Below are 16,784 nucleotides of genomic sequence, written 5' to 3' on the forward strand. Positions count from 1 at the left end.
CTCCATTTTTTCGAATTAATTTTTAGTTTGCTTTGAAATTGTAAAGCGGCTTAATAACATTAGCAATTTCGATTGTGTCTTTTGTATTTTCAACAATCTCACTCATTGTTTTATAAACCATTGGACTCTCATCAAGCGTATTAGCGGAGACAGAAGTAGTCCATACACCTCTCATTGTTTCCTCAAAATCCTCTACTTTGAGAGTTTCCTTTGCTTTAGAACGGCTTAGGATTCGTCCAGCTCCATGTGGTCCAGAGAAGTTCCAATCAGGGTTTCCTTTACCAAAAGCAATAAGGCTCCCGTCTCTCATATTGATAGGGATAACAACTCTCTCATCTTTTTGTGCAGAGATTGCCCCTTTGCGCATAATCATATTGTCCATATCAATGTAGTTATGAATGGTTGAGAATTGATCTACAATATGAAAACCCATTTGCTTCACAATTTCTTCTATCATCGCCTTGCGGTTATATGAAGCATAAACCTGAGCAATCTTCATGTCGTTCATGTAATCATTGAATCCATGCCCATCTAAATATGCTAGTTGCTTAGAAATCTTTGGAGTTTTCACACCACGCAATGCCGCATGAATTTCCCTCTCTCTTCCCACTGCTTTTAGTTCCTCGATAATCTTTTCCTTTGTGGATCTCATATCCATAAGTCTCTCATAAGCAAGGTTTTGATAGTGCTCAGCGACTTGCTTGCCAAGATTACGGCTGCCGCTATGGATAACGATATAGACACGACCATTAGTATCTTCATTTAACTCAATGAAATGATTTCCACCACCGAGTGTACCGATACTTTTTCTTGCTCGATCTACATTGATAGGCGCTCGTACTTCATCAAAAGAAATATTGTTAACAAAACGATGCTCTGTACCACGAATCGCAAAACCGCTTGGTACATACTTGCGAATCATGTCATCTAGCTGATCGAAGTTAATATCATCTTTCGTTTCAGAAAGAATAGCTACTTCCATGCCACAACCAATATCGACTCCAACCAAATTTGGCACAATCTTGTCTGTAATTGTCATTGTTGTGCCAATAGTGCAACCAGCACCTGCATGTGTGTCAGGCATAATCCGAATCTGACTTCCTTGTGTAAATTCCTGATTGCATAATTCAATAATTTGAGCCATAGCAGTTTGTTCTACATTGTCTGTAAATACCTTTGCTGAGTTATATTTCCCTGTTAATTCCAGCATCTAGCTACCTCCCCCTTAATCAGCCTTTGCTATCTTCAAAAATCAGAAGTTCCCTAATTGGAAGCTTCACCTTCATTAAAATATAAATCCTGCCACTCTTCCTCTGAAACTGGAAGATGGCATGTATTTCGAAAGTCACAATAGTGACACATAATATCTAATGTAGTTCCTTCTCTTGCCGGTAACTCCCGACGATTCGAATACTCAATGACCTTCTTAATCTCGGAGATAACTTGATTCATAAGTTCTCCATTGTATTTCACCACAAAATACTTAGACTCCTGTGTGTCTTTGTTTTCATAGTAAACTAGCCCTTTCCGAATACCCATTAGATAAAAGTAGAGTTGCAACTGCATCTCATGCTCTTTTTTAGGCTTGGTCTTAGGTACCTTTTCGTAGTTCTTATTCTTAATTGACTTCAGTTCTACGATAAGGATATGATTAGCAGGACCTCGATAGACCTCCTTATTACCATCCTTCGGATCATACGAGACAAGTTCCTCTGCATCTTCTTCTTCCTGAAAAAAACTGAGCACGGGCTACCACCCGTGCTCAGTTTTTTAAAAGTGAATTTTTCTGTACTGTTCCTACAGCCATAATGAATTTATGGATTGTTATAAAAAATGGCTCAAATCATATTTGTTTTACAAAGAAGCCTGCCCTCTTTGCAATTCAAAGCTTTTTTAAAGATTTTCGTTTTAAAATTAATAATTTCTTTATGTTCCATTCAACTTCTACTAACACTTTTCCGATATGATTGAACTTACAAATATAATCGGGAAGGAGCATTTTCGATGATTAGAAAGCATAAAGAGCATGTATGGAACACCGCTTTATCTTCTCACACTGCGTTATTTATTGATCCTCTGCTTGAGAAAACAAAAATACGAAAACCACTTACCCCGGTACCTGTGAACGTTATAAGCATCCATGTAAATAAACCAAAGCTGAAAATGAAAATCGGACAAGCTGAAAGTATTACATTTAGTATTATTCCCGTAAACGCAACAAATAAAAAAGTACATTGGGTTGTCAGCAATCCCGATGTTGTTCATTTAGAAATTGAAAACGGCAAAGCCGCAGTAAAAGGAAAGCGGGCAGGACGAACTATTATTGTAGTGACTACTGAAGACGGAAAATACCGCGATTTATGTGAAATTACAGTACATAATTTTTTAAATGGCAGGTAAATCCTAGTCTAATAGCAGTACTATCAGCAGGAGGCTTTTTCCTGCTGATAGTATTCTCCAATTAGCGCTCACTCTCTCGGCTTACTCTATCTTTACGCCCCTTCTCTTACAACCTCAGTGTACGGAGTTTTCTTTTGCTGCTGTATTAAAAAGAAAAATACTCCTGCTAGCACAAGCATTCCTCCAATAATTTGCCAGCCAACTAGACGTTCTCCTAATAACAAGATAGCCAGTATAGTCGCTCCTACAGGTTCCCCTAAAATACTCATAGAAATAGTTGTAGCATTTACAAAGTTTAACAGCCAATTATTAATGACATGCGCCAATGTCGGTACGGTAGCCAATAATAGAAAAATCCCCCATTCTCGGGAGTCATACCCTGTAAATGCTGTTCCTGCAGCCAGATTATATACAGTTAACACCATGGATGCAAATAAAAATACACAAAAGCTGTAAATCCAGTGTGATACTTTTTTGACTGTACTTTGCCCAATTAATAAGTAGCCCACAACGGCAATGACGCTCAAAAAGGAAAGAATATCACCAAGAATGGCCTTGCTGTTTAAAGCAAAATCCCCCCAACCAATCATCATTGCTCCTATTATAGCAATTCCCATCGTCATTAGAGCTGAAGCTGTTGTGCGTTCCTTAAACACAAAAAAACCGCCGATCAAGGACACGATTGGCTGCAATGCAAGAATAATTGTAGAACTGGCGACTGTCGTCAACTTCAAAGACCCGAACCAAAGTACAAAGTGCAATGCCAAAAAGAAACCCGAAAAAAATAATAAATACCAATCTTTCTTACCTATCTTTTTAAAATCGTCCCGTTTTCTCCATACAATTGGCACCAATAAGAGACTTGCCAGCCACATGCGATACATACTTAAAATCGAAGCGGGTGCATGTGACCATTTCACAAAAATAGCTGAAAAAGATATAGCAATAATAGCAATGACTAGCGGCAATCCAATTGATGGTTTTTCTTCCTTCTGTTTCATGTTCCCTACGTCCTTTCTGTTTCCTGCCACTATTATAATACTCCATAAATATTCTATCATTGTAGACTTTGCGATTCTATATTTTTGTTGTTCTTATGTTAATATAGAAAAGAACGTTTCAACAATTTTCACAGGGGAGATTATCATGACACAAACTTTAGGACTTATTCAAGAACTCTCACTTTACAGCACCTCGTTGCAGGAAGAGATAACCTTACTTGTCTACTTGCCTACAAGCTATACACCTTTACTGAAGCACACTCTTGTCATAGCACAAGATGGCAAAGACTACTTCCAATTTGGGAAAGCAGGAAAAGTCATTGAGCAGCTCCAAAAAGAAGGAACAATCGAACGTACTATCATAGTCGGTATTCCTTATAAAAACGTAGAGGACCGAAAAGAAAAATATCATCCTAATGGTTCACAAAATGAGGCATATATCCGTTTCTTAGCCCATGAGCTTGTTCCATACCTTGATGAGCATTTTTCAACATATCAAGTTGGAAGCGGCCGTGTTCTTCTCGGTGATTCTCTCGGAGGAACTGTATCCCTCATGACAGCACTAATGTATCCGCATACATTCGGCAAGGTGATCATGCAATCACCATTTGTAAATGACACTGTGCTCAATAGAGTGAAATCCTTTACTCAGTCTCATTTACTGGAACTGTATCATATCATTGGAACGCAGGAAACACATGTAAAAACAACGGATGGAAAAATTCGCGATTTTGTACAACCGAATGCTGATTTAAATCATCTGCTTACCAAAAAAGGATTCCCTTATATATACAAGGAATTTGATGGTGACCATACTTGGAAGCATTGGCAAAAAGACTTACCATCTGCCTTTACAAATATGTTACAGCTTAAATAACACCTCCTTATATTCTGAATTATTTGATATAATAAAAAAAGGATGTACCTTTTCTAAATATCATATATATTGGCTTATAATAAAGGGGGACTTTCTCATGAAATTCGGAATCGTTATATTTCCGTCAAAATCTATTCAAGATACAGCAAACTCTTATCGTATGCGTTATGATTCTCACTACGCACTTGTTCCGCCTCATATCACACTAAAGCCTGCATTTGAAGCGGATGAAAATGAAATAAATCAAATCGTTAATGAATTGAATGAAATTGCAAACAAGGTACCCCCTTTCACACTGCGGGTCCGAAATGTGAATTCCTTCTATCCAGTAAATAATGTAATTTATTTTAAAGTCGAAAAATCAGATGAATTAACATCATTAAATGAAAAAATGCACTCAGGTTATTTTTCTCAAGAGAGAGAATATGCGTTCGTTCCTCATATTACAATTGGTCAAAAAATGTCAGACGATGAACATTCTGATGTATTAGGTCGCCTAAAAATGATGGATTTTAACCACGAACAAACAGTTGACCGCTTCCATTTGCTTTATCAATTAGACAACGGAGCATGGACAGTATACGAAACATTCCATTTAGGAAAGGAACAATAAAACATTGAATATTGCAATAGTAGAAAACGAAAAGCAACTGCAGGATGCTTTTTCCGTCCGTAAACAAGTATTTGTGGATGAACAAAAGGTATCAGCAGCAGAAGAATACGATGAACATGATCCTACCGCAACACATGTTGTGTTATATGATAACGGAGTGCCGGTTGGTGCAGGACGGATGAGAGAGCTTGACGGCTACGGAAAAATGGAGCGCATTTGTGTTCTTTCTTCTCACCGCAAATGCGGAGCCGGAAGACTAATCATGGATGCATTGGAACATACAGCTGCTGAGCAAGGACTGAAAAAAGCAAAGCTTCATGCACAAACTCAAGCTGAATCTTTTTACAAAAAGCTTGGATATGATACTGTATCTGATGTGTTCATGGAAGCTGACATTCCTCATGTTGTCATGAAAAAACCATTATAAAAAGAAGACGAGAACAAAAGATGTTCTCGTCTTCTTTTTTTCCTTTCTGATATTTGGTAAGATGAAGATTGCTGATATTGAACGTGTGGCAGGAGGTTAGCTTATGGACATTGCACGGTATAACCAAAAAGAAATCAACTTGTTATATTATCCAAGAGAACATTATCAAACACTCTATGAAGCTAGTCTTCGTGGTGAAGTAAGCTGTATTAACTGTGGCGAACAGGTGAGATTATATTTGGGCATTCAAAAAAAACCTTATCTTTACCATACCTTACAAAAAGAAACCTATGAATGCGATGCAGCAGCTCATGCAAGGAAGCAAGAAAAAAAACAGGAGCTTGTTGCAATTGGTACACAATATGTTGAACAAAATGGTTTTCGTATTCCAAAAGAACGCAGCATTTCTGAAGAGCAGACATTCTCGTCACTATGGAAAGACTCACAACCAATCAAAAGTATTCCAGAGTTTCAAGAAAGAACCGAAATCGAAAGCTACTCAATTTTAAACGAAGAAAACTTTCCTCTTGATTCTGCCCAATATGAAGCTGTTACACATATTGACGGCCCTCTTCTCATTTTAGCAGGGGCTGGCAGCGGAAAAACACGTGTATTGACTGCGCGTACTGCTTACATGATTCATGAGAGGAAAATAGACGCAAAGTCTATTATGCTTGTAACCTTTACTACAAAGGCAGCACAAGAAATGAAAGAACGCTTGCAGCGTTTTTCTACCCTGTCAGCAAAAGAACTGAAGTCTCTTGTTGTTGGTACATTTCACAGCATTTTCTATAAAATGCTCCTGCACCACGATTCCGAACGCTGGTCCCCAAACTCTTTGCTGAAATATGAATGGCAAATGGACCGTATTCTAAAAGAAGCTGGTGCAGAAATCGGCATTGATGAAAAAGAATTTGCATACGATCAAGCTCTTCAGCAAATCAGCTACTGGAAAAATACATTAACAGACGAAAGCACTATTATCCCAAGCAGTCCTTGGGAAGATAAGGCGTTGTATTTATATCGGCGATACGAGCAGCTGAAACAGGAACGCAAATTATTCGACTTTGATGATATGCTGTATGGTTGCTATGAGCTATTACAAAACAATGAGGAGCTATTACAACGCTACCAAAACCGCTTCCATTATTTTTTAATTGATGAATTTCAAGATATAAACAAAGTACAGTATGAAATTATGAAAATGCTGTCTAATCATACCAATAATATTTGCGTAGTTGGAGACGATGATCAATCCATTTATGCCTTCCGTGGCAGCGATCCTTCCTTTATACTAAACTTTGATAATGACTACAAAGATGCGGCCATTGTGACATTAAATCAAAACTACCGTTCTTCTCACAGCATCGTAACTACTGCTAACAAAGTAATACGAATAAATAAAAACCGAAGAGCCAAAAAAATGAAAGCCCAATTTCACTCTTATTCCCTTCCATCCTTTTTCTTCCCTTATGATGAAGAGGAAGAAGCAACAATGATTGTGACGGATTTGAAAGAGCGAATCGAAAATGGCGCCAATCCATCTGACTTCGCTGTTTTGTATAGAACCCATTCAGCAGCACGTGCTATGTTTGAACGCCTTTCGCAATCTCATCTACCTTTTATTATGGAGAAGGATTCTGAGTCATTTTATCAACGGCGCATCGTCCGAAGCATGCTTGCATATTTGCGTTTAAGCCTAAATGAAGATGATGTGAAAGCGATGAACGATTTAATTGTATCGCTGTTCTTAAAGCAATCTGTCCTGCAAGACTTGAAAGCCATCAGTATATTAGAGGATTGTTCACTTGTCCAAGCTTTAACAAAACTGAAGAATATCCACCCTTTCCAGCAAAAGAAGCTGCAAAAGATTGTACCGTTGTTTAAAACGTTAAAGGATGCCTCTCCCCTCGTCGCTATAGGAATAATAGAAAAAGAAATGGGATTTTCTGATTTTATAAAAAAGCGCGGCAGTGAAGGCAATACAATGGAAAAAGGATCTGACGATATTCGGGACTTAAAAGTGGCCGCGAAAAAGTTCACCACAGTTCTTGCCTTTATATCTCATGCAGATCATATGATTGCTATGAATGAAGAAATGAAAAAATTAAGTAAAACATATGACAATGCTATTCAATTATTAACCATTCATCGATCGAAAGGATTAGAATATAAGCATGTGTATGTACTTGGAGCAGTCGACGGGTGTTTACCCCATGATTATTCATTAGAGGCATATCGAGACGGGAATAGTGCACCGCTTGAAGAAGAACGACGTTTAACGTATGTGGCTATGACTCGTGCCAAAGAGTCCCTGAATGTTTCTGTACCGCAAACACGCCGGGGCCGAACAGCATATCCGTCACGCTTTATTAAACCCCTTTTCTAACACGAAAAACCAGAGCCCACAAAACAGCTCTGGTTTTTATTTTTTCTGTTCTTCATCATTCTGCATAGTCATTTTCTTTTTCTTTTTGTTGCAGCCACAATCAGGTTTTTTAATATAGCCTTGATCATATAATTGCTGTTGCATTTGATAATATTGCCATTGATTGAGAGGTTGTTGGCCCATAGGACGTTTCTGCATCTTTACTTCGCTCCTCTGCTATTTCTAGATTCTTATTATCATATGAATCTACACGGAGAACGTGCCCCTATTTTTATTCATCCTTCAGCTTGCTAACGATCACTTCAATAACCGCAGCAATACCTGCAACTGCCAATAACAACAACAATGGTTCAGCCACTTTCGGTATATAGTAATAAATTATAAGCAAAAATGCTGTACTCCATATCCCTGTACACCAATAGCAGCTTAACAGCTCCCCGATGAATTTTTGTATTCCTCTTCCTTTAATTCGAATATAAGTAACTGCTTCTCCATCCTCCTCTATAACTTGTTTTTCTTCAATGAAGGGTACTCGTATAAACTTTGTGATTTTATCAAATACAAGAAGACGCGTCAGCCTAAAGCTTGCAAAGGCAAAAATAACCAGAAGGAACCAGCTCGTAAACATCTCCCCTCACTCCCTTCATATTCCTAATCAAGCAGCTATCCTATACAGCTGTTTATCCCTCATCAGTACATGCCCATTTACGAAAAAATAGGATAACATCAGTAACCGATTGTATCTCGTTTCAATATCTTAATAGTGTAAAACAAAACTTAATGATAAGGAGTGAAATTCATGAGTTGTAATGATAAAAAAGGTAAATTTGACTCTCACTGTGTATGTGACGTGGTTAAATTTATTAACGAACTACAAGACGCTGTAACTGATACTTGCCCAACTGGCTGTGATACACCATTTTTAGGAGCTAATACAGCCGCCCCTTTCGCTAATACTCGTCCTTTCGTTCTATATACAAAATCAGGAGACTTATTCTTACCATCTAACTGCTTTAAATTCGCTGGGGACTTCTTCACAATTTCTCCATTCCTACGAGTGGAAAGTGTAGACGATTGCTGTGCAGTCCTTAGAGTCTTAACTCCAGTAGCTGAAGATCATGATGACGATTGTCATTCAAGAGGCTCCAAACATTCCTTGCAAGAAGAAGCAAGAGAATTGATTTGTGCATTTACAAATGGTCTTCATAATGGTCACAAAACTATACCTGTAAACCTAGAAGCATCGAACTCCTGTATAACAGTAGACCTCAATTGCTTCTGTGCTATTCAATGCTTACGCGACACTCGTGTAAGAGGAGTATAACTCCATCGTAAACTAAAAAACTATATGGGTGGTAGACTGTGATCTACCACCTTTTTCAATTTTCTACAAACCAATAATTTGGATAGACTTTATATCTTCGAACTGAACCTTAAACTCCCTTATCTTTGTCATACTTCTCATAATTACATATCCCTCCTCATAAGAGAGAATATAGCCGATATAAGTATCTTGACCAGTCTGAACTTTACATTTTGCCCTCGGTATATAATGAGGTCTGTTAACTAAAAATGCCACCTTCTCTTCCAATGTCATGTCCTTGAAGGATTTATTACTCCAAGAGTTGCTTCTTTTTGACACTTCCTCTTGTTCTATTTCCTCCTCTCCATCTTCTGCTATCGCTTCTATTTCTTCCGTTTCCATTGTTTCTTCTGCTTCTTCAGTTATCAGGTCTTCTTCTGTAAGAGCTGCTTCCAACCCTTCCTGAGATTCTTCTTGGTTTGCTTCTGCCTCTTGCTCTTCAATTGCTGCTTGTTGTTTCACAGGTTCTTCTCTACGAGGCTTTCTTTTTACAATAAAAACATCCTGTACATCCACCCTTGGCTCTGCCATAGAAGGCTGAACAATATACAGCAATGGTTGATTTTTGAGTTCAGTTGACTTTTGAGACATTTTACTTCCTCCCTTTTTCCAAAGGATTCTCTGTTAAATGTATATTCAATGTTTGCGAAATTTAACTCACTTTTTTTAGCCTTGAAAAAGACTTAAAAGAAAACAAGCCCACACTCCATTATTAGGAAGGGGTGATAAAGCATTAGTTCGTTTATTTATGTAAGAACATACACGAAATAGATTCCAAAAAGCATTCACCCTAAGGATGAATGCAAAGAAGAGAATTAACGCGTAGATTGTTTGGAGTGAGAGGAATTAAACAGCAGAAAGAACGTCAACTTGAATAAGAAGTGCTAATAAAACTTGCAGTAATAACTGAATAGAAACTGCCACGTCAGTATCAACTGTTGAAACAGTAACACTTCTAGAATTTTTAATGATGATGTTTTGACGGTTTGACTGTACGATTTTTGTATTTTGAAGAAGGTCGTGTGTGAAATCCTCAGCGTGAGCATCACTGCTAAGAACTGCAATATTAATTACAATCGCAATCGCAATCTGTAAGGCTGCTTGTAACGCTACAGCTACCTGCGTTTCTGTAGTAGAGACATTAATATCTAAGGAATCAGAAATATAAATTTTTTCTCTAGAGAATTGCCCTTCTACTACATTTTGTGCTGCTTGTTGTTCGATTGTTGCATCATCATTGAAAAATGCAGAAATAGGATGTTCCGCATTTGTATTTAAAGCTTGCCATCTTAAACCCATGATTTTCCCCCTTTCCATTTCATAATATTATTAAATGCGCTTGTACTAAAAACGTATAGACAAACTCATTACTGGGACAGCCCGTTTTTCTAAATCTCCACTCTAGCTTGCAGCCGTTTGTTAGTTTCTTTTCTTTTTCTTAGTCTCTGTTTCTTTATTTTTAGTGCTTTCTACAAAACTATTAACTTGCTTCTCCAACTGTTGAAACATATCTTTCAATTCTTTTTTTTGCTCTTCTGTCAAGGTCTTTTTTATTTCATCTGTTTTGATATTATGCTTTAGCATCATGCTTTTTACAATGAAACTTGCAATTGCACTCGTAGCTTGAACGTCCTCTGGTTTGTTTTTGTCTTGTTCTTGCGACAATCTCTTCACCTCCTGACTTTATCCTGAATACGATATCTAATCACTTTTTCCACGTCGTTTTACTTTCCTGCTGTCCCTGCCTCCTTAGCCTTGTTCATTTGCTCATTAATCGTTTGAAGCATAGTTTGAAACAGTTGTTTTTTCTTTTCTGTCATAGTAAATTTAGGAGTTTTAGTAGCTAAGTATTTATTTAAAACTCCCTTTAAAATCTGTGTGGAAAGCTCATAGTTTGAATCGCCCATATTCGCCACCTCCTTGTCTATAGTACGACGCAGTACAATATATTCATACAAGCTTACAAATGTATAATTCATTGTCCTACAAACGTCAAAATAGGCGGGAAAGAGCTACTATGTGTAAAAAGAGCAAAACAAAAAGCCGAGACTTTTGTCTCAGCTTTTTGTTGGTTATCCTAAAATATGATATCCGGAATCCACATGAAGATTCTCACCTGTCATTCCGCGAGATAAATCACTAAATAAGAAGACAGCCGAATCGCCTACCTCTTCTTGTGTTACATTGCGGCGAAGCGGTGCTTTTTCTTCGATTTCTTTAAGAATGCTATTGAAATCTCCTACACCCTTTGCAGACAATGTACGGATTGGACCTGCAGAAATAGAATTCACGCGAATATTTAATTGTCCTAAGTCATTTGCTAAATATCGAACGCTTGCATCTAATGCGGCTTTCGCTACACCCATCAAGTTATAGTTTTTCACCACTCGTTCGCCGCCAAGGTATGTTAAGGTCACAATGCTTCCGCCTTCTGTCATAACCTCTTTAGCAGCTTTTGCGACTGCAGTTAAAGAGTACGCACTGATGTCTAAAGAAAGCGCAAAGCCTTCACGGGATGTTTCTACAAACCCGCCTTTTAAATCTTCTTTATTAGCAAATGCGATACAGTGTGCAATACCATGAATCGTACCCGCTTTTTCTTTGATTGTTTGGAAGCAGCTTTCAATATCTGCATCATTAGTTACGTCACAAGGTAAAACTAATGCTTCCTGTCCTTCTAATGTGTCCGCAAGATCACGAACGTTCTTCTCTAAACGCTCACCTGCATATGTGAAAATTAAATTCGCACCTGCATTATGCAGAGAACGCGCGATACCCCAAGCAATGCTTCGTTGATTAGCTACGCCCATAACTACAATATTTTTCCCTTTTAAATTGAGAAGATCCATTATTTCATCCTCCTATAATCAAACTAACACTAGTTATTAGTACCTGATACTATTCGTAGTGTATCATACTTTTCTAGTTGTGAAAACGAAAAAAATACTTCGTATTCATTCATTTCCATATTTTTTCTTTATACTCCTCTATTTTCTAAGAAAAACCGACACAACATACTTATTACAATCCATGTTTAGAAAATTTCTCTGTAAAATGTGTATAAGAGATACAACTGCGTTCATACAGGATAATTTCTTAGCTATAAAAAAACAGAACGGTATAGTTCGTTCTGTTCTCTACTTAATTAAATACTCCATAAACATATTCGCCATGCCAAAGTATACTAAAATGCTAATCATGTCGTTTACGGTTGTAATAAATGGTCCCGAGGCCACTGCTGGGTCAATTTTCAGCTTTTGCATAATAAGAGGAACAACCGCTCCTGCTAGTGTGGCAAATATTAAAGTCACTAAAATGGAAACACCAACTAGCATTCCTAAAACCAAATTATGATACCAAAATGAGATGATTCCTGTTACAAGCAAGCCGCATGCTGCTCCTGTGATTAAACCCGTCCCTGCTTCACGAAGCATGAGCTTCCACTTGCTCTCATCTTCAAATTCACCCGTCGCAATTCCACGCACCGCAACTGCGAGAGCTTGTGTTCCCGTATTCCCAGCCATTCCTGCAATAAGAGGAATGAATACAGCTAAAATAGCTACTTTATGAATGGTTTCTTCAAATTTGCCAATTAAAGTAGCTGTCATCATACCAAGAAACAGCAAAATGATAAGCCAAGGCAGACGTTGCTTTGCTGCAGTAAAGGGATTGCGGGAAACTGTATCCACATCAGAAATCGCAGCGAATTTAGAATAGTCGTCCGATGCTTCTTCATCTAATACATCCATTACATCATCAACTGTAATAATACCCAGCAAATGGTTTTGAAAGTCGACGACCGGCATTGCCAAAAAATTATAATCCTTCATCATACGCGCTACTTCTTCCTGATCTTGCGCCACAGATACAGAAATAATTCTGTCGTTCATTACCTCTCCGATAACAGCTTCATCATCTCTTATAATCAAGTCTCTAAGAGACAGTACTCCAACCAAATGCTTCTCCTCATCCACTATATAAATGTAATAGATAGTTTCTGCATCAGGAGCTTCTCTTTTCAAAATTTTCATAGCGGATTGAACAGTTTCATTCGCACCGATAGCAACAAATTCTGTTGTCATAATACTTCCGGCTGTGTATTCTTCATAATGAAGCAACTCTTTAATCTCTGTTGCAGCTTCCGGATTCATAATAGACAGGTAACTAGCAACCTCATCTTTTCGCAGCTCATTCAATACATCTACCGCGTCGTCTGCATACATATGTCCTAACATATCCGCGACAAACGCAGGATTCATTTCCGCAACATACGGTGCAATTTCATCCATTTCCAAATTCTCAAAAATAGCGGCCGTTTCTTCTGGAGACATATATTGATAAATACGCATGCGGATCTCTTCTGATTGCTTCACAAAAAACTGAGCTTGGTCATATGGAAGAAGTTCTAAAAACTCCTGTCGAAACATATCAATATCTTCCCGTATTAGAGCTTGTTCCAGCATATCTTCAGCCAACACTTCTCTGTCTAATACTTCAGGCATTTTACTGCCTCCTTTCATAATGAAAATATTTCATTCCGCAATCCAAACGCAAAGGGTTCCGTAGGATTCACCTTGTCCGAATTCACCTCGACCTTTATAATAGTAACAAAACTCTCATAAAATGTCGTCACTTGTTTCGTTATGTCACACATACTAGGTGTTTGCAAAGTGTAGAAAATTCGTTAAGATGGTAATGGAGCTTTTTTTCTCATATTATACGTATTTTTGCATATGCCCTCTTGTAATAGAAAGGATTGAACAATGGAAAAAGAAAGAACGTCACAGTATCAAATAGATTTTACTTTATTAGGAATTTTGTTATTATTGGCCATTACAAGCTGTTTGGCCATTTCAACTGCTCAAGCCCACCCTGACTTTCCTGAAAAATTAAAAGCAATTAACTTCGTAGCTCAACAAGTCAAATGGTATATTGTCGGCTTGATTGCAATTGCAGGAACAATGGTTATCGACTTTGATCGATACAAACAGATTTCTTGGTATTTATACGGGTTTGCAATGATTTTATTATTAGGACTTGAATTAGGTATCCCAAAATCCTTAGTATTAACTATTAAGGGAGCAACTGCCTGGTATCAAATTCCTGGTCTTGGTAACTTTCAGCCATCTGAAATTATGAAGCTGTTCATCATTATTGTGTTAAGTCGAATTATTGTAAATCATAATGAAAAATATCACATCCGTACACCAAGAGAAGATTTACTTTTACTTGCCAAAATATTTGGCGCAAGTTTGCCTCCTCTTCTTTTAATTGCAAAAGAACCTGATTTAGGAAACACGATGGTAATGACAGCAATTATTGCTTCCATCATTTTAGTATCAGGCATTCGCTGGCGTTTTATTTTAGGGCTTACCGGCATCGCTGTCACAGCCGGCTCTATCCTTGTTTATATTTATTTTGCTCATACTGCTTTCTTTAAGGCCCATATTTTAAAAGAATATCAATTGGACCGTTTCTATGGGTGGCTGGCACCGTATGAATACGAAACACAAGGTTATCAATTACGCCAAGCGATTTTAGCTACCGGCTCAGGAGAACTATACGGAAAAGGCTTTAAAAACAGCGAAGTATATTTCCCTGAACCTCATACAGACTTTATTTTTACAAATATAGCAGAGCAGTATGGATTCATTGGGGGCAGTATTGTTATTTCTCTATTTTTCTTACTCATTTACCGTATGATTCATATTGCACTTGAAAGTAATGATCCTTTTGGAAGTTATTTATGTGCAGGTGTAATCGGAATGATTACCTTCCAGGTATTCCAAAATATCGGAATGACAATCGGTATTCTGCCAATCACAGGGATTACCTTGCCATTTCTCAGCTATGGAGGAAGCGCACTCTTAACCTATATGATCGCCATTGGTTTTGTACTGAATGTGCGCTCACGCACAAAAAAATTCATGTTTGATTAAATCTATCCTGCTTTGGATAGATTTTTTCTTTATACAATCGCAAAAACTAAAGTAAAGAAAAAAGAAGGTGATAAGATGAAACTAGACATAATCGGCGATATTCACGGATGTTATGAAGAATTCAAAGCTTTAACCATCCATCTCGGATATAAATGGGACGATGATGTGCCTAAACACCCTGAAGGGCGTCAACTTGCGTTTGTCGGAGACTTAACAGACCGGGGACCCTTCTCATTAAAGGTCGCAGCACTTGTTCATGAGCTTGTCATTCATCAAAAAGCAGCATACTATTCACCGGGGAATCATTGCAATAAGCTATATCGTTTCTTTTTAGGACGTAATGTACAAAAGACACATGGATTAGAAACGACGGTTGCAGAATATGAAGCACTTCCCCCAAAGGAACAGAAGAGTATTCGCGCCAAGTTTATAGAACTGTATGAGAACTCTCCGCTTTATCATGTATTGGATAAAGGCAATCTTATTGTATGTCATGCTGGCATTCGGGGAGATTATATAGGAAAGGTGAATAACAAAGTAAAAACCTTTGTATTGTATGGAGATATAACAGGAGAAGCACACCCAGACGGCTCTCCTGTACGAAGAGATTGGGCAAAGCAATATAAAGGCAAGGCTTGGATCGTATATGGCCACACACCCGTTAGTGAGCCGCGATTTATAAACCGAACAGTCAATATTGATACAGGTGCTGTATTCGGAGGAAAGCTGACCGCCCTTCGTTATCCAGAGATGGACACCGTTTCTGTTTCTTCCTCTATGCCGTTAGTGGAAGAAAAGTTTCGCACATTCGAAGGATAAGCTATTCTGCATACAGCATATCTTTTCCTAAAAAATGAGCATTCCTCTGCGGGAATGCTCATTTTTGCAATATTTGTGCCATATCATCTGGAAGCTCTGCTGTAAAAGTATATTCTTGTTCATAAACAGGATGATAAAAAGTCAACGTTGTACTATGCAATGCTTGTCTCTTTATCTCTTCTTTTATCCCCCCATATAAATCATCACCGAGCAGCGGATGTCCTAGATAAGCCATATGAACACGAATTTGATGAGTGCGTCCTGTTTCTAATTGCAAAGAAACATGCGTTATCTCTTTTTTCCTCTCTAGTACGCGAAAATGAGTCACAGCATGCTGCCCATCCTCTCTTACCGTACGCTCAATAATACTGTCTGCCTTTCGTCCAATCGGTGCATCGATTATTCCTTCATTCGACTTCAATACACCGTGAATAACCGCTTCATATGTTCGTTGAATAGATTTTTCCTGCTGTTGCTTAGACAACAGATGATGTATAAATCGATTTTTAGCTACTAGCATCAGTCCTGATGTGTCCCGATCAAGCCTTGTGACAATATGGACAGTGACAGGCAGGTTTTGTTGATCATAATGATACAACAGCGCATTTGCAACCGAACCGGTCGGATGCTCACGAGAGGGAATAGTCGATATATATGGATCTTTATTTATAACAAGAACATAATCATCTTCATATACAATCTGTAAAGGAATAGCTTCCCCCTTCATTTCTGGGCTCCGTTCTTCAGGAGGAAAAGCAATACGCAACTCTTCCCCTGCTTTAAGGATATGCCTCACTGTTACAGGAGATCGATTGACCTCAATGCTCCCTCCATGAAACTTTATATCCGTAAGCGCAGCCTTCGAAATTCCCTTCGTCCGCAAAAACTCTCTTACTAGCGTCCCTTCCTCTTCTCGTTTTATATCCCACTTTAAGATAAACAATCCACATGACCCT

The 16,784-nt window shown here is 38.1% G+C and carries 20 protein-coding genes; 8 read left to right on the forward strand and 12 right to left on the reverse strand.

Annotation, left to right across the window (positions count from 1 at the left end):
- Positions 1 to 22 precede the first annotated feature (22 nt).
- Together J7Q84_RS02745 and J7Q84_RS02750 are read right to left on the reverse strand one after the other, a co-directional pair.
- Positions 23 to 1,210 carry an RtcB family protein gene (locus J7Q84_RS02745; RefSeq protein ID WP_209092850.1) on the reverse strand — a complete coding sequence of 396 codons (1,188 nt, stop codon included), beginning with the start codon at positions 1,208 to 1,210 and terminating at the stop codon, positions 23 to 25.
- 53 nt (positions 1,211 to 1,263) lie between these two features.
- The gene (locus J7Q84_RS02750; RefSeq protein WP_209092851.1) at positions 1,264 to 1,746 is read right to left on the reverse strand and encodes a PD-(D/E)XK nuclease family protein; all 483 of its coding nucleotides are present in this window, start codon (positions 1,744 to 1,746) and stop codon (positions 1,264 to 1,266) included.
- A gap of 258 nt (positions 1,747 to 2,004) precedes the next feature.
- Here J7Q84_RS02750 and J7Q84_RS02755 point away from each other — a divergent pair, with 258 nt between their 5' ends.
- The gene (locus J7Q84_RS02755; protein ID WP_209092852.1) at positions 2,005 to 2,400 is read left to right on the forward strand and encodes an Ig-like domain-containing protein; all 396 of its coding nucleotides are present in this window, start codon (positions 2,005 to 2,007) and stop codon (positions 2,398 to 2,400) included.
- A 92-nt stretch (positions 2,401 to 2,492) separates the two neighbouring features.
- Here J7Q84_RS02755 and J7Q84_RS02760 read toward each other — a convergent pair whose 3' ends face one another.
- The gene (locus J7Q84_RS02760) at positions 2,493 to 3,401 is read right to left on the reverse strand and encodes a DMT family transporter (protein ID WP_209092853.1); all 909 of its coding nucleotides are present in this window, start codon (positions 3,399 to 3,401) and stop codon (positions 2,493 to 2,495) included.
- Positions 3,402 to 3,546: 145 nt separating this feature from the next.
- Between J7Q84_RS02760 and J7Q84_RS02765 the strand changes: the two genes are divergently transcribed.
- The 4 genes from J7Q84_RS02765 (at position 3,547) to J7Q84_RS02780 (ending at position 7,707) form a co-directional block, all read left to right on the forward strand.
- Positions 3,547 to 4,278 carry an alpha/beta hydrolase gene (locus J7Q84_RS02765; protein WP_209092854.1) on the forward strand — a complete coding sequence of 244 codons (732 nt, stop codon included), beginning with the start codon at positions 3,547 to 3,549 and terminating at the stop codon, positions 4,276 to 4,278.
- Between the two features lie 97 nt (positions 4,279 to 4,375).
- Positions 4,376 to 4,891 carry a YjcG family protein gene (locus tag J7Q84_RS02770; RefSeq protein WP_209092855.1) on the forward strand — a complete coding sequence of 172 codons (516 nt, stop codon included), beginning with the start codon at positions 4,376 to 4,378 and terminating at the stop codon, positions 4,889 to 4,891.
- Positions 4,892 to 4,895: 4 nt separating this feature from the next.
- The gene (locus J7Q84_RS02775; protein ID WP_209092856.1) at positions 4,896 to 5,318 is read left to right on the forward strand and encodes a GNAT family N-acetyltransferase; all 423 of its coding nucleotides are present in this window, start codon (positions 4,896 to 4,898) and stop codon (positions 5,316 to 5,318) included.
- A gap of 103 nt (positions 5,319 to 5,421) precedes the next feature.
- A complete protein-coding gene (locus J7Q84_RS02780; RefSeq protein WP_209092857.1) occupies positions 5,422 to 7,707 on the forward strand; it encodes an ATP-dependent helicase in 2,286 nt (761 codons plus the stop codon).
- Positions 7,708 to 7,743: 36 nt separating this feature from the next.
- Here J7Q84_RS02780 and J7Q84_RS02785 read toward each other — a convergent pair whose 3' ends face one another.
- Together J7Q84_RS02785 and J7Q84_RS02790 are read right to left on the reverse strand one after the other, a co-directional pair.
- The gene (locus J7Q84_RS02785; RefSeq protein ID WP_209092858.1) at positions 7,744 to 7,905 is read right to left on the reverse strand and encodes a cytochrome C oxidase subunit III; all 162 of its coding nucleotides are present in this window, start codon (positions 7,903 to 7,905) and stop codon (positions 7,744 to 7,746) included.
- Positions 7,906 to 7,978: 73 nt separating this feature from the next.
- On the reverse strand, positions 7,979 to 8,335 hold the full coding sequence (locus J7Q84_RS02790) for a DUF1360 domain-containing protein (protein ID WP_209092859.1): 357 nt from the start codon (positions 8,333 to 8,335) through the stop codon (positions 7,979 to 7,981).
- A gap of 171 nt (positions 8,336 to 8,506) precedes the next feature.
- Between J7Q84_RS02790 and J7Q84_RS02795 the strand changes: the two genes are divergently transcribed.
- Positions 8,507 to 9,031, forward strand: a complete 525-nt coding sequence (locus J7Q84_RS02795; RefSeq protein WP_209092860.1) for a CotY/CotZ family spore coat protein — start codon at positions 8,507 to 8,509, stop codon at positions 9,029 to 9,031.
- Positions 9,032 to 9,094: 63 nt separating this feature from the next.
- Here the strand turns inward: J7Q84_RS02795 and J7Q84_RS02800 are convergent, their stop codons facing one another.
- The 6 genes from J7Q84_RS02800 to mgtE form a co-directional block, all read right to left on the reverse strand.
- Positions 9,095 to 9,661 carry a CotO family spore coat protein gene (locus J7Q84_RS02800; protein WP_209092861.1) on the reverse strand — a complete coding sequence of 189 codons (567 nt, stop codon included), beginning with the start codon at positions 9,659 to 9,661 and terminating at the stop codon, positions 9,095 to 9,097.
- Between the two features lie 255 nt (positions 9,662 to 9,916).
- Positions 9,917 to 10,369, reverse strand: coding sequence for a spore coat protein (locus J7Q84_RS02805; RefSeq protein WP_209092862.1), 453 nt, complete (start codon positions 10,367 to 10,369; stop codon positions 9,917 to 9,919).
- Positions 10,370 to 10,489: 120 nt separating this feature from the next.
- Entirely contained in the window at positions 10,490 to 10,735 is a 246-nt protein-coding gene (locus J7Q84_RS02810) for a hypothetical protein (protein WP_209092863.1), read from the reverse strand.
- A 59-nt stretch (positions 10,736 to 10,794) separates the two neighbouring features.
- Entirely contained in the window at positions 10,795 to 10,977 is a 183-nt protein-coding gene (locus J7Q84_RS02815) for a hypothetical protein (protein ID WP_209092864.1), read from the reverse strand.
- Positions 10,978 to 11,142: 165 nt separating this feature from the next.
- Positions 11,143 to 11,919, reverse strand: coding sequence for an enoyl-ACP reductase FabI (gene fabI / locus J7Q84_RS02820; protein WP_209092865.1), 777 nt, complete (start codon positions 11,917 to 11,919; stop codon positions 11,143 to 11,145).
- Between the two features lie 288 nt (positions 11,920 to 12,207).
- Positions 12,208 to 13,572 carry a magnesium transporter gene (mgtE, locus tag J7Q84_RS02825; RefSeq protein ID WP_209092866.1) on the reverse strand — a complete coding sequence of 455 codons (1,365 nt, stop codon included), beginning with the start codon at positions 13,570 to 13,572 and terminating at the stop codon, positions 12,208 to 12,210.
- 261 nt (positions 13,573 to 13,833) lie between these two features.
- Between mgtE and J7Q84_RS02830 the strand changes: the two genes are divergently transcribed.
- Both J7Q84_RS02830 and prpE read left to right on the forward strand, forming a co-directional pair.
- Positions 13,834 to 15,009, forward strand: a complete 1,176-nt coding sequence (locus J7Q84_RS02830; protein ID WP_209092867.1) for an FtsW/RodA/SpoVE family cell cycle protein — start codon at positions 13,834 to 13,836, stop codon at positions 15,007 to 15,009.
- 75 nt (positions 15,010 to 15,084) lie between these two features.
- Positions 15,085 to 15,828, forward strand: coding sequence for a bis(5'-nucleosyl)-tetraphosphatase PrpE (prpE, locus tag J7Q84_RS02835; RefSeq protein ID WP_209092868.1), 744 nt, complete (start codon positions 15,085 to 15,087; stop codon positions 15,826 to 15,828).
- 58 nt (positions 15,829 to 15,886) lie between these two features.
- On the opposite strand, the gene J7Q84_RS02840 is transcribed toward prpE, so the two are convergent.
- Entirely contained in the window at positions 15,887 to 16,771 is an 885-nt protein-coding gene (locus J7Q84_RS02840) for an RluA family pseudouridine synthase (protein ID WP_209092869.1), read from the reverse strand.
- Between the last annotated feature and the right edge of the window lie 13 nt (positions 16,772 to 16,784).

Origin of the sequence: Bacillus sp. 165 (genome assembly GCF_017742235.1) — a bacterium.
Lineage (GTDB): Bacteria > Bacillota > Bacilli > Bacillales > Bacillaceae_G > JAGHKQ01.